At 46.9% G+C, this 13,547-nt stretch carries 11 protein-coding genes; 5 read left to right on the plus strand and 6 right to left on the minus strand.

What is annotated here, in order from left to right:
• Positions 1–234 precede the first annotated feature (234 nt).
• On the plus strand, positions 235–1,200 hold the full coding sequence (locus tag QUB11_RS21685) for an NAD(P)-dependent oxidoreductase (RefSeq protein ID WP_333202347.1): 966 nt from the start codon (positions 235–237) through the stop codon (positions 1,198–1,200).
• Between the two features lie 467 nt (positions 1,201–1,667).
• Positions 1,668–3,260 (plus strand): B12-binding domain-containing radical SAM protein, encoded by a 1,593-nt coding sequence (locus QUB11_RS21690; protein WP_333202349.1) that lies wholly within the window; start codon positions 1,668–1,670, stop codon positions 3,258–3,260.
• Between the two features lie 107 nt (positions 3,261–3,367).
• Here QUB11_RS21690 and QUB11_RS21695 read toward each other — a convergent pair whose 3' ends face one another.
• Positions 3,368–3,751: a type II toxin-antitoxin system VapC family toxin gene (locus QUB11_RS21695; protein WP_333202351.1), complete on the minus strand. Its 384-nt coding sequence runs from the start codon at positions 3,749–3,751 to the stop codon at positions 3,368–3,370.
• Between the two features lies 1 nt (position 3,752).
• On the minus strand, positions 3,753–3,974 hold the full coding sequence (gene vapB, locus QUB11_RS21700) for a type II toxin-antitoxin system VapB family antitoxin (protein ID WP_333202352.1): 222 nt from the start codon (positions 3,972–3,974) through the stop codon (positions 3,753–3,755).
• A gap of 313 nt (positions 3,975–4,287) precedes the next feature.
• Here vapB and QUB11_RS21705 point away from each other — a divergent pair, with 313 nt between their 5' ends.
• Entirely contained in the window at positions 4,288–5,184 is an 897-nt protein-coding gene (locus tag QUB11_RS21705) for a M48 family metalloprotease (RefSeq protein WP_333202354.1), read from the plus strand.
• Between the two features lie 291 nt (positions 5,185–5,475).
• On the opposite strand, the gene ftsH4 is transcribed toward QUB11_RS21705, so the two are convergent.
• The 3 genes from ftsH4 to QUB11_RS21720 form a co-directional block, all read right to left on the minus strand.
• The gene (gene ftsH4 / locus QUB11_RS21710) at positions 5,476–7,350 is read right to left on the minus strand and encodes an ATP-dependent zinc metalloprotease FtsH4 (RefSeq protein WP_333391712.1); all 1,875 of its coding nucleotides are present in this window, start codon (positions 7,348–7,350) and stop codon (positions 5,476–5,478) included.
• A 272-nt stretch (positions 7,351–7,622) separates the two neighbouring features.
• Entirely contained in the window at positions 7,623–8,129 is a 507-nt protein-coding gene (locus QUB11_RS21715; protein WP_333256561.1) for a tryptophan-rich sensory protein, read from the minus strand.
• Between the two features lie 79 nt (positions 8,130–8,208).
• Positions 8,209–9,054 (minus strand): M48 family metallopeptidase, encoded by an 846-nt coding sequence (locus QUB11_RS21720; protein WP_333391713.1) that lies wholly within the window; start codon positions 9,052–9,054, stop codon positions 8,209–8,211.
• A 386-nt stretch (positions 9,055–9,440) separates the two neighbouring features.
• Between QUB11_RS21720 and QUB11_RS21725 the strand changes: the two genes are divergently transcribed.
• Together QUB11_RS21725 and QUB11_RS21730 are read left to right on the plus strand one after the other, a co-directional pair.
• Positions 9,441–11,090: a HAMP domain-containing sensor histidine kinase gene (locus QUB11_RS21725; protein WP_333391738.1), complete on the plus strand. Its 1,650-nt coding sequence runs from the start codon at positions 9,441–9,443 to the stop codon at positions 11,088–11,090.
• A 182-nt stretch (positions 11,091–11,272) separates the two neighbouring features.
• Positions 11,273–11,851: a hypothetical protein gene (locus QUB11_RS21730; RefSeq protein WP_333391714.1), complete on the plus strand. Its 579-nt coding sequence runs from the start codon at positions 11,273–11,275 to the stop codon at positions 11,849–11,851.
• A gap of 327 nt (positions 11,852–12,178) precedes the next feature.
• Here QUB11_RS21730 and QUB11_RS21735 read toward each other — a convergent pair whose 3' ends face one another.
• Complete coding sequence (locus tag QUB11_RS21735) at positions 12,179–13,375, minus strand: GNAT family N-acetyltransferase (RefSeq protein WP_333391716.1); 1,197 nt, start codon at positions 13,373–13,375, stop codon at positions 12,179–12,181.
• Between the last annotated feature and the right edge of the window lie 172 nt (positions 13,376–13,547).

Consider the following 13,547-nt stretch of genomic DNA (forward strand, 5'->3'; position numbering starts at 1 on the left):
AACTCACATCTTGCACCATTCTCAAGAACAGGCAAGATGCCTGTTCCACAAGAAAATTCACTCTTTGTGGAACAGGCAAGATGCCTGTTCCTAAACAAGTAATTGAGAATGGTGCAACATCTCAGTTTCAACCGACTTTTGCCCGACGCCAGGGGTTGAAACCCCTGGCGGATTGCAGGAGAATGAAACAGCCCTATTCTCCCCCTTGCCGTCCCCCCCTTCCCCTTCTGCAAAATGAACGCCAAAAAAATTTTCATAACGGGTGCAAGTGGCTGTATCGGTCACTACATGGCCGAAACTTTGATTCAAGAAACAAACCACGAACTTTACTTATTAGTTCGCAACCCAGAAAAATTAAAATTTGACTGGAAAGCCCGCCCCGGCATCCATATATTACAAGGCGATATGCGAGATATCGAGCAACACGCCGAACTTTTGCAAACAATTAATGTCGCAATTTTAGCGGCCACTGCTTGGGGAGGAACTCAAGAAGTTTTTGACGTTAACGTAACGAAAACTCTCCAGCTAATTCAACTACTTTCGCCACAGAGTTGCCAACAAGTAATTTATTTTTCAACGGCCAGTATTCTCGGTAGAGACAACAATTTGCTCAAAGAAGCCGGGGAACTGGGGACAGATTATATTAGCTCAAAATATAACTGCATGGTGCATTTGTCAGCTTTGACCAATGTGCCTCCTATTACGGCACTTTACCCAACATTAGTATTGGGAGGAGACGCCGAAAAACCAGTCTCTCACTTGTCATCTGGCCTGCCACTTGTCGCAAAATGGATTGGTTTGATTCGCTGGTTTAAGGCAGATGGCAGTTTTCACTTCATCCACGGCGCAGATATTGCTAAAGTAGTTAATTATTTAGTTGAACATCCGCCTGCTTCCGAGGAACCGCGACATTTTGTGCTAGGAAATCCGGCGATTACAGCTAACGAAGTGGTAGAACAAGCTTGCGAGTATTTGAATAAAAAGATATTTTTTCGGATAACTCTGTCACCTTGGCTGGCCGATTTCTTTATTTGGCTGTTCCGAATTCAGGTGGCTGCTTGGGATAGATTTTGCATCAGCTACCGCCATTTTACCTATCAAAATCTTGTGAATCCCGAAAGCATAGGAATGCCGAGTTACTGCGGCACAGTGGCAGATATGTTAAGAACTAGCGGGATTCCCGATAAAAATAAAAAGTAGTCCGTACACTCCGCACCAATAATCGGACGGGCTAGAAGCCCATCCCACAAGAAAGATTGTGGGATGGGCTTCTAGCCCGTCCCTAATTATTTTTGCGCTTCTCAAATCCCATCCCACAAGAAAAACAATTTGTGGGATGGGCTTCTAGCCCGTCCCTAATTCTTTATGCTATTCAAGTCTAGTGTTTCAAATTCTTTTTTGCCTTAGTCCCATGCTTTTTAAATGCGATTATCGTCAATTAAGGGTCAAATACGATAAGATATCAGCATTTGCACACTTTAACAGGGAACTGCAAGCTAAAAATTGCGCTCATTGTGTGTGGCTTAGGGGGTGTGACCCATCGCCAGATATTCGATCGAGTGCAAGATCGTAATTTTAGCCTTAACATGAAGTCTTGAGAGTCGATCGAACTCTCAAACACGCCAGCCCGATCGCAAGTTGTTTACTGATGTGAGGTTTAACATATAATGCGAGTTCTTCTAGTTTACCCGCTGTTTCCGAAAACATTTTGGTCTTACGAGAAAATCCTAGAATTAGTCGATCGTAAAGTGCTGCTGCCACCGCTGGGTTTGGTAACGGTAGCAGCTATTTTACCCCAAGAATGGGAATTTAAGTTAGTCGATCGCAATATCAGACAAATCACCGAAGCAGAATGGGAATGGGCAGAGCTCGTTATTCTCTCCGCAATGATTGTCCAAAAAGAAGATTTGCTAGACATAATTCGCGAAGCAAAACGGCGCGGTAAATCCGTAGCTTGCGGCGGCCCCTACCCCACTTCCGTACCAGAAGAACCTCAAGCAGCGGGCATAGATTACCTGATTCTCGACGAAGGCGAAATCACCTTACCGATGTTTGTCGAAGCAATCGGGCGTGGCGAAAAAAGCGGAATTTATCGATCGGACGGCGTAAAACCCGATGTTACCACAACCCCTGTCCCCCGCTTCGACTTGCTGGAATTAGACGCCTACGACTCGATGTCGATTCAATTTTCCAGAGGCTGTCCTTTCCAGTGCGAATTCTGCGACATTATCGTGCTCTACGGTCGCAAACCCCGCACCAAAAACCCTCAACAATTGATAGCAGAATTAGACTATCTCTACAACTTGGGCTGGCGACGCGGCGTGTTCATGGTAGACGACAACTTTATCGGCAACAAACGCAGCGTCAAACTGTTGCTAAAAGACTTAAAAGTTTGGCAAGAAGAACACAAATTTCCGTTTACTTTCAACACCGAAGCATCCATCGATTTAGCCCAAGACCAAGAATTGATGGACATGATGGTTGCTTGCAATTTTAATGCAGTGTTTCTAGGGATTGAAACTCCCGACGAAGAAAGCCTGCAAATGACGAAAAAATTCCAAAATACCCGAAATTCCCTGATCGAATCCGTAGAGTTAATTGCAAAATCCGGTTTGCGAGTAATGGCCGGATTTATCATCGGATTTGACGGCGAAAAACCCGGTGCCGGTCAGCGGATTGTCCAGTTTGCCGAAGCAGCAGCCATTCCGAGCACAACGTTTGGAATGCTGCAAGCTTTGCCACACACGGCATTGTCTCACAGACTAGCAAAAGAAGGGCGGTTGCGCGACAAATCGGGCAATCTCAACCAGACTACTTTGATGAACTTCATTCCGACGCGGCCTCTCGAAGATATTGCCCGCGAATATGTCGAGGCATTCTGCGAAGTGTACGATGCTGAGAAATATTTAGACCGGACTTATCGCCATTTCTTAATGTTAGGTGCACCCACAGCAAAGATACCTGCAAGAGTTCCCAGTTGGATCGACTTGCGAGCACTGTTAACTGTGGTGTGGCGTCAGGGAGTCAAGCGCAAAACTCGGTGGAAGTTCTGGCATCATTTGTTCAGCATTCTCAAACGCAATCCTGCGGTTTGGGATCATTATTTGACTGTGTGTGCTCACAACGAGCATTTTCTGGAATACCGCCAAATTGTGCGGGATGAAATTGAAGCTCAATTGGCTGACTTTTTGGCTAATGAGTCTCAAACTGTATATCAAGAACCTGTTCCTGTTGAGGAAAAGCAAGTGCAAGCGGTTTAGGGTTGGAGAATTCAACCGAATAGCCAGATACCGTACTTCTTAAACAAGTCAGGTATCTGGCTATTCTCTTTTGTTAGGTGGAGTTCCTTATAAAATTTTTGTCTTCTTCATGACCAAACTCGCTGAATTGGATAAGCATCAAAAGCCTCATCGCGACTAATCAAAACCAGCGAATGATTCATCGTCTGTGCTACCAGAATGCGATCGAAGGGATCTCGATGATGCAGAGGAAGACCTGCGTAAATCTCAGTGTCTTCAAGTGTAATTGGTAGAATTTGAGCGTTAATGTATTGCAATTCCTTCGGCAGGTCTTCAAATGGTCGATTCAGTTGAAGCTTACCGACATTGATTTTAATAGAGATTTCCCAAAGGCTGGCCATACTAAAGTACAAACCTGTTTTAGTATCGATAGCTTCTTTTGCTTTACTACCTAGATTGGAATCGCCAAGCAAATACCACAGAAAGGCATGAGTATCTAAAAGGGATTCCATGTTACATATATTCCTTTAAATCTTCCAGAGGCTCATCGAAATCATCAGACATAACAATCTTACCTGCCCAACTACCATAACCATGAGGTTGTTCAAGTTGTTCTTGAGATGATTCAGTTTTTGCGTGTTTTTCAAGTAAATATTTTGCATAATGCAATATCTCTTGTTTGAGAGATTCTGGCATTTTGACGACAGTTTGAAAAATCTCTATATCGAGAGTCATGATTTATTTGGAATCTTTACTATCTAATATTCACCAATTATACCGTAATTGCAGTCAAAGGGTATTTAGAATGGTTCTATCGTTTAATCTCGTTTCCAAGCAGAGCCGGGAAATGTCATATCCTGCGGCTCAACCGCCTCTTGAGAGCAGGTGAGAGAGCCTCCCAAGGCATTCCCAGTTTCTGACTGAAAACTTGAAATACTACTATTGGCGGTAGCGGTTATTTCGGCAGATAGAGGCGCGATCGCCCGCAACTATGAAAATCTAATTACAAGCTCAAAAATATCAAAATAGCGATCGCCCTCAACCCGCCATGTTAGGAACAAATCAACTCAGAACAGCCGCTCTCTTAGGACTCCTAAGCGGCCTTCTCGTTTTAGGAAGTTATTATTTAATCGGCAACGAGCAAGGACTTTACATCGGTTTAGCGCTAGCCGCCTTCTCAAGTTTTAGCTCTTGGTACTATTCCGACACGGCAGCGTTAATGGCTTACCGCGCTCAGCCGATCGCCCGCAGCGAAGCACCCGAAATCTACGATATGGTAGCCTCGCTGAGTGAAAAAGCCCAAATTCCGGTGCCTAAAATATTTCTAGTTCCCACTCAATCTCCCAACGCATTCGCCACAGGAAGAGACCCGGAACACGCAACAATAGCAGTTACTGAAGGCATCATCAAGCTGCTTTCTCGCGAAGAATTGGAAGGGGTTTTAGCGCACGAACTCACGCACATCCGCAACCGCGACACCCTCACTCAAGCAGTTGCAGGCACAATTGCCGGCGCGATTACATTTGTCGGGCGAATTCTGACTTTTGGAGCGCTTTACGGCCCGGTAACGCGGGATAGCAGACAAGGCCCGAATCCGTTTGGTTTGCTGTTTTTAATCATTTTAGCACCGCTATCAGCAACCGTAATTCAATTGGCGATTTCTCGGACGAGGGAATTTGCAGCCGACAGCGGTGCGGTGGAAATTACCAATAACCCGATCGGCTTAGCAAACGCGCTGCAGAAATTGGAGAAACTGGGTCATGAAATTCCCATGCACGGCAATCCTGCGATGTCGCCGCTGCTGATTGTGAATCCTTTTTCGACTAAAGGTTTGCAGTCACTTTTCCGCACTCACCCGCCGACAGAGGAGCGCATTCAACGTCTTTTGGAAATCGCGCAGCAGCAGCAAGGTACTCCAGTTATGGCTTACATAAACGGAGTTTGATCGATCGAAAATGCAGCAACAATATTTAGAAGCCCGGTGTTTTGAAGCAGCCGGGTTTCTGTTTGTTTATAATGCTCGCTGTGGTACGAGGGAAAAACGAATAAGAAGAAATTTGAGTATCAGGGAGAGCGCCCTGTAATTGCTCTCCCTTAATACAATTACTTGCGATCGCACAAACGCGCGTTTGTCCGTTTGCCGTTGTCTGTTTCAGTCGGCTCATCGTGGAGTGCGATCGCAAAACGCAGATGATTTGGAATCATCTGCGTTCATCGGCGGTTTAATTAAACCGTATTAAACTGAAGCCGCAACCTTATCTAAAGGCCGCACTTGACCGAGGAATTCGCGAAGTGCATCACCTTCCACCACCTCAGTTTCTAACAGTGTCTGCGTAATTGTTTCCAACAATTCCCGATTTGCTTTCAGAATATCCAAAGCTTGCTGATGTGCAGTTTCGACAATTTCCTTCACTTCTTGGTCGATCGCCTCAGCAGTCTGAGCACTTACCGCACGGCGGGCATTTCCCATACCGTCATTGAGGAACATTGATTGTTGACCTCGATCGTAAGCTAGAGGCCCCAAAACCTTACTCATCCCGTAAGTTGTCACCATCCGTTCAGCTAAATCAGTCGCCCTTTGCAAGTCATTTGAAGCGCCAGTAGTAATGCTACCAAACACGACTTCCTCAGCCGATCGCCCGCCCAGCAAAGTCGCAATTTGACCCCGCAATTCCGACTCATCCAACAAGAAACGGTCTTCAGTCGGTAACTGCAAAGTATAACCCAAAGCAGCCATACCGCGAGGGACGATCGAGATTTTTGACACTTCGCCGCCGCCAGTCATCGCAGCACCCACCATCGCGTGCCCGACTTCGTGGTAAGCCACAATCTTTTTCTCTTTTTCATTGAGTACCCGGCTTTTCTTTTCCAAGCCGGCCACAACGCGCTCAAACGCCTCAAAAAAGTCTTCCTGCGCTACAGTTAGTCGTTTGTTGCGGGCCGCCAACAAAGCAGCTTCATTGACCAAATTTGCCAAATCTGCGCCCGAAAAACCGGGGGTGCGAGCGGCCACGGCCTTCAAGTCAATATCCGGGCCCAACTTCACTTTTTGAGAGTGAATGTTCAAAATTTCTTCGCGGCCAGATAAATCGGGGCGATCGACTAAAACTTGGCGATCGAAACGGCCAGGGCGCAACAAAGCAGCATCCAAACTTTCCGGGCGGTTAGTTGCAGCCAGCACAATTACCGTAGTATTGCCCGCCGCAAAACCGTCCATTTCAGTTAATAATTGATTGAGAGTTTGTTCGCGTTCGTCATTCCCACCGAAGCTAGCGTTACTGCTACGAGATTTGCCGATCGCGTCCAATTCATCAATGAAAATAATACAAGGAGCCTGTTTCTTAGCCTGCTCGAATAAATCTCTAACTCTTGCAGAACCAACACCTACAAACAGTTCCACAAACTCCGAACCGGAGATGCTAAAAAACGGCACGCCAGCTTCACCAGCCACTGCTTTTGCTAACAGCGTTTTGCCAGTTCCCGGAGGCCCGACTAACAGCACGCCTTTCGGAATTCTCGCGCCAATTGCCGTAAATCTGTCAGGAGTTTTCAGAAATTCAACAACTTCGACTAATTCAGTTTTCGCCTCTTCCACTCCAGCCACATCAGCAAAAGTAATTTTCGCTGATTCGCCTTCTACATAGACCTTAGCTTTGCTTTTGCCGATCGAGAGCGCGCCCTGTGGCCCGCCGCCCTGCCTGTTCATGAAAAATTGAAAAATCGCCACAAAAATCAGCGGCGGAACCACCCAGCTTAAAACGCTTCCGATCCAGCCATTTTTAGAAGGGGGAGTGGCAGCAAATTCAACGCCTTTTTCTTGCAAAAGTTTAGGAAGTTCCAGGTCAAAAATCGGCGTAGTTGACAGCACTTGACCGGGTTTGTCGCCTTCACCTTTGAGTTGGTAGCGAATTTCATTTTGACCTACCGAAGCTCGCACTACATCTTGTTCTTGTACTTGATGGACGAACAAGCTGTAAGGCACTTGCGGAATTTGGGGGCCGAACAAATTGGGTAAAAAGATGTTTGCCAGCAAAAACAAACTTGAGAGCAATAACAAGACATTGCTAATTTGTCGAAAACGAGGTGGTTGGGGCTGGTCTTTAATAGCCATTGATAACTGTCATCCTTTGATTTAAAGCAGTTTTATTCATCTATTTTCTCATCAAATACCCAAACACTGTTAAGCGGATTTCCTCACTTTATCGGGTGGGTTAACCCGCTAGCACGGATTTGCTATTATTAACAATGTTTTTTTTAACGTACCGCGAAGGACACGTTCGGCGAAGCCGTTCCCGTTCCCCGCAGGGGTTCGGTGAAGGGTAGGGTAGGAAGAGAACAGAAGAGCGTTATAGTGTGTAGGGTGCGCCGAATAACACCGAAGATTTATGCAGCTTCTGGGTTTAATTGAATCATTTCCCAAGTGGTATAAGTGCCGATCGCACCCCAAATCGCGTAAGGCAAAAGTAACAAAGCGGCGGTTTGAGAAATCGGCAAAACAGCCAACGTCAGCACAACTCCCAAAATCTCGCCAGCCCCTCCCAAAATCGTCCCTACTTTGAGACTTTTGGCTCTGAGAGTAGCAGGAATATAAGCAACTGTGACAATTTCTAAAAGCAAGTACAAAGCCATCAGCAGCCATGTTTTGAGACTACCGGGTTCCTGTTCCCACACGAAAGTAGCGCTGCCGGCCCCGCAAGCAAAAATCACCGTCCAAATTAACGGAATAGCAGGCTCAAAAAACATCCAATCCGGCCTTTGAAGTTTGACTGCCCAGTTAATATCGCGCAGTTTAAAAAACAGAGTGCCGAAGGCGACTGAGAAAGTCACGCCGCCGATAATCATCCAAGATTCAATCATGGTTTTCAACTTTCCAATTGCTCGATCGCTCATTAAGTCGATCGTGCCAACTCAAAGCCGAACTTAGATCCGCCTATAGTAATAACTTTTGTAAAGCCCGATGCAATTATCGCTAACCGCCCGACACATTCTTAGCAAACTCTTCGCGTCCAGACACCAAATTAGCGGGAACGCCGTTAGGGAAATTTTGCGCGATTAAAGCTTGCAATTTTTGCACTCGGTTTTCAGGGTTTGGGTGAGAACTCAAAAACTCCGGCGGCGCTTCGCCCTTCCTAGCAGCACCGAGGATTTGCATTACCTCAACAATTCCTCTAGGATCGTAACCCGCCTCCGTCATAAACCGAAAACCGAGCCGATCGCTCTCAAGTTCATCGGATCTACCGTACCGCAAACCAACAACTTGATTGACAGCTTGAGCAATTAAGGCTGCCTGCTGACCGCCCCCGCGCTCGTCGCTAGTAGCCACCCCAACCGCCGTTACCAAAGACCTGCCCAACTGCTGTTTTGCCAAGTGTTCCGCACCGTGGCGGGCCACAACGTGACCGCTTTCGTGCCCCAGTATAGCAGCCAACTGAGCCTCGGAATTCAGCCGCCCCAGGAGCCCCGCAGTAATGAAAACTTGTCCCCCCGGTAAAGCAAAAGCATTGACAGTTTGGGCATCTCGCAGCAGGTGGAATTCAAACGGATAACCTGCTTGTTTCGCCGCCGAACCGTTGACTACTCGTGCTCCTACTCGATCGAGATACTGCTGAATACTCTGGCTGGGATAAAGCCCCCCATGCTTGGCGGCCATTTGATCTCGCGCCCGCAATCCCAAAACTATCTCTTGGCGGGGAGAAAGCTGCACTCGCTGTCTTTCTCCTGTTACCGGATTTTCTACGTCGTTTGTAAAATAGGTGATTGCCCCAAAAAATGCCATTAATAGCCCGATCGCGGCTCGAAATAAAAATTTATTCACAGGCTTTTACCTAAAAACTTTCGCGCTTAGAATACTATGGTTACAGCGCTCTCGACATCTGTCTGAAGTATCAAGAATGGAAAGTTGTTAGAGTTTTTTTGGATAATTTGCGAACAAGGCTTTTTTTAACGAACCGCGAAGGCGCGTTAGCGCTAGGACACGAAGGAAGAGAAGAAGAGAAGAAGAAGGTTATAGTTATTAAATTGGTTAAACTGAGATGTTGCACCATTGTCAGCAACAGGCAAGATGCCTGTTCCACAAGAAAATCTATTCTTTGTGGAACAGGCATCTTGCCTGTTCCGAAAAGGCTAATTGAGAATGGTGCAACATATGAGTTAAATCTCTTGAATCCATTACACAATCCGTTGCCGAATTTTTTTCGCAATATGTTTCAAGCTACCCGCCGCCGCCTCGCTATTTGGTACACTGCCGTTACTGCTGTATTGTTACTTGTATTCGCCACGGGTTTCTATTTCTACGTCCGCACTACTTTGATCGATCGCATTGATGACACCCTCAATCATGTTGTCGAAGTAATAGAGCGAACTCTCGTTATCGAACCCCTAACTTTCCCTAATACCAAAGATAAAAATAAGTTGCAAGTTAATATTCAAGCGAGTTTTCGAGATAGCACCGATGCAGTAGAAGACGACCACATTGATTTAGAATGGTTCAGTCCTACGGGCGAATTGCTGTGGTCTACTTTATCGGAACCGCTGAATATTCCCATTCACGCTAACCGCACCGGCGAAACAGTTTGGATAATTAATAATAAGTTGCAGTTTGAGGGTAAAAATCAGGCCCAAGAGCCTTCGACTTCGCTCATAGTAAAACAGCACGACACGGGTTTGAACGCGAATACACGGATGAATATGGAAACTCTTCGGTTTTTAGAGGGAAGAGAGAAGAGGGATTTAACCGCAGAGGCGCAGAGGGCGCAGAGGGGAGAAAGAAGAGGTTTTGATGGCGGTTTGAATGCAGGTTGGCAGGAAAATCTAAATTTAGGTAGTGAAAAGTCTATTGCACAAAATACAAATCGTGTTTCTACCAAACCAATTAGCATTCGGACAACTCAAAACTATTCCCTCAGACAAGTAACGCAGCGAGTACAAATCGGCCGCCAAGTTCTGGGATATTTGCGAGTCAGCCATCCTTGGTTTGAAGTGACAAAACCCATCCGCCAATTAATTCTCGATTTGATTTTGGGCGCGGGTTTAACTCTAATTTGCGTGGCGGCTATTGGCTGGCTGCTGTCGGGATTGGCGATGGCACCGATTCGGGAGTCTTACGGGCGTCTCAAACAGTTTACTGCTGATGCTTCTCACGAACTCAGAAATCCGATCGCCACTATTCAAACAAACGTCCAAGTAGCTTTGGCGGAACCGGATATCGAACCGCAGCAACACCAACAGCTACAAGTTATCGAACGCCTCACCCGCCGTTTGGGGCGCTTGGTTGACGATTTGCTGTTTTTAGCCAGACAAGATAGCGGCATCGTCCAGCAGCAGTGGATTGATGTTCCCCTCGATGCTTTGCTGATGGAGGTAATTGAAGAACAACAGGCGATCGCCACTACCCAAAATCTCTCTCTTTCTTTGGAAATTGTCGATCTGCCCAACGCTGAGGACAACTTTACACTGTTGGGTGACTGGGATCAACTAGCCCGACTGTTTACCAATATCGTCAGCAACGCCGTGCAGTACACGCCCTCTGGCGGCGAAATTGAAGTAGAATTGCAACTCGTAGGTAAACACAAAAGAAATTCGCCGATCTTAAATCCAGCGCTGCAAATCAAAGTAACAGACACCGGCATCGGAATTTCCGCAGAAGCCCTGCCGCATTTGTTTGATCGATTCTACCGCGCAGATCCCGCCCGCACCCATCGCAGCGCCGCTGGTTCCGGTTTAGGATTAGCCATCGCCAAAGCAATTGTCGAAAATCACCGTGGCCAAATCCGCATTGACAGCCAAATCGATCGAGGTACCGCCGTTACCGTCACCCTCCCCGCCCACAAATCAGAACAATTCCGCCTTTAAAACTTCCCCTCTTCCTCTCTTCCTCTGCGCCCTCTGGGCCCTCTGCAGTTTAAAAAAAATCTATCCCTCAAACCCTTATTCTTCCTACCTCGCGCCCAAACCCAGCTATTAAAATTCATTTACGCCATAGATTAACATAAACGTTGTTGGAAAACCTCGATCGAACTTGTGAGGAGTTATTTATGTTTCGCCACAATCTACCGTTAAAAAAAATCAGCTTGCTAGCAGCCACCTGCGGAGGTTTACTCGTTAGTCTCGCAACACTTTCCCACGCCGGCGGCCCCCCGCCCCAACAAGGAAAACCCGTTTCCCAACCCGCAGAGACTCCCTCAGAGACTCCCGCAGCCACTGAAGAACCCGTCAGCCAACCAACTCCGGCTGCGAGTCCGGGCCTCAGCGGGATGCCCTCTACACCAACAGACGCGCCTGCCCGCTTCCCCATGCCGAGTGCGCGAGTTACGCCAGCCGAAGGCATGATAGTAATTAAACTGGTGAATACCACCAATGCTGTCATCAATTATCAAATCGTAGGCGTCACCCAGCAGCGCACTCTGGGGGAACAATCGGAAATTTTGCTTAAAAGCATCCAAGTCCCAATCACCCTCACTTACCAGCGCCCCGACGGCGGATTGCTGCTGGTTCGCCCCCAAGCAACCGCGATGCCGGGAATGTTGCAAGTCAGTTTCGGCGCCACAACTGAGTTGGACGCTGATACAAAATCGCTGCAAATTCAGGAAGATGGCAAGGTAATTTTGAATTAGTTTAACTGTTGACTGTTGACTGTTGACTGTTGACTGTTACCATTCGTGTCAGCTTAAGACTAAAATCCATAATAAATATCGTTTATAGTGGAGTTTCGATCCCCCCTAACCCCCCTTAATAAGGGGGGGACAAGAGTATTCTTACGTCCCCTCTAACTCCCATTAATAAAGGGGGAAGAGCATTCAAACTCAACCCCTACTCCCCTTCTTAAGGGGGATTTAGGGGGAGCGAAACTTCGATACAAACGAGATATACACAGGGTTTTAGTATTAGGTTGACACCGATGGGCTGTTACTAATTTACAATTCCCAATTCCCAGTCAACCGTCACTCGCCGAGTAACAAAGGAGGTAACTTAGTAAAAGGTAAATCCTCGTTGACTGCATCAATTTCTTGCTGTTCTCTTTCGTTGATTTGACCGATATAAGACTTGAGAATTTGGGCCAGACGGTTGTTATAAAATCGGTGCAAACTATAATTTGGCGTAGCTGGAAAGCCGCGCCGTTTTTTGTGCCGCCCGCCGGCACCGGGATCGAAGCTTTGGATGCCCCGATCGATCGCCCATTCGATCGGCGTATAGTAACAAGCATCGAAGTGCAAGCAGTCGATTTCCTGCAAACTTCCCCAATAACGCCCGTACAGTCGATCGCCCTTATACAAACAAAAAGACATACCCACCGGCTGTCTGTCATCTTCCTTATCGTAGGCGCCTACAAATAAAACTCGATCGCGATAATTGTGGTGCAACTGTTCAAAAAATCGCTTAGTCAGATACTTGCTTCCCCACCAACCAAATTTGTCGCAAGTATTCTCATAAAAAGCATACATTTGAGCAAACATGGCTTGGGGAATTTCATCGCCCGTCAGCGTTTTTACCAACAAACCAGCTTGATCAACTGCTTTGCGTTCGCGTTTGATATTGCGGCGCTGGTTGGCATTAAATGCGCCTAAATAATTGTCAAAATTTTGATAGCCTTGATTTTGCCAAATATAGCTGTGGTGCAGCCAACTGCTGAAACCGTGGCGTTCCATTCTTTCGCGCCATTCGGGATCGACATAAAGGAAATTGCAGCCGGAGATATTGTGGCGATCGCAAAAATGGTCGATCGCGCTTACCATTACTCCGGTTAATTCGTCTTCATCTTCCCCCTCGGCAATCAAAAACCGATAGCCTTCAGCCGGAGTAAACGGCGTCATTCCCATCAATTTCGGATAATATTTAATGCCCAAACGTTGAGCTAAATCGGCCCACTGATTGTCGAATACAAATTCGCCGTAGCTGTGGCTTTTGACATAAAGTGGCGCGCAAGCAATCAACTGTTTGTCTCGCCACACAGTCAAGTGATGCGGTAGCCAACCGGTTTTACCTGTCGCACTGCCCGATACTTCGAGATTGTTAAGCCAATCCCATTCCAGAAATGGAGTTTTTAGTGGCATCGCCAAGGCATCCCACGACGCTTGCGGGATTTCGCCTATTTTGCTAATCCAGGCTACAGAATATTGAGGTTTTGGCTGTTTCAGCATAGGGAGATTTGAGCGTAGAGCGATCGAACTTCATTTAAGTTAATATAATTTCCCCTGCTTGTGTAATTACTCGCCACAGGCAAGATGCCTGTGCTACACAAGTGTTGTGGGGAGTAGGGGTTGGGCTTCTAGCCCGCCACAGGCAAGATGCCTGTGCCACACAAGTGTTGTG

The sequence above is a fragment of the Microcoleus sp. B6-A1 genome (assembly GCF_036705085.1).
Classification (GTDB): Bacteria; Cyanobacteriota; Cyanobacteriia; order Cyanobacteriales; family Microcoleaceae; genus Microcoleus.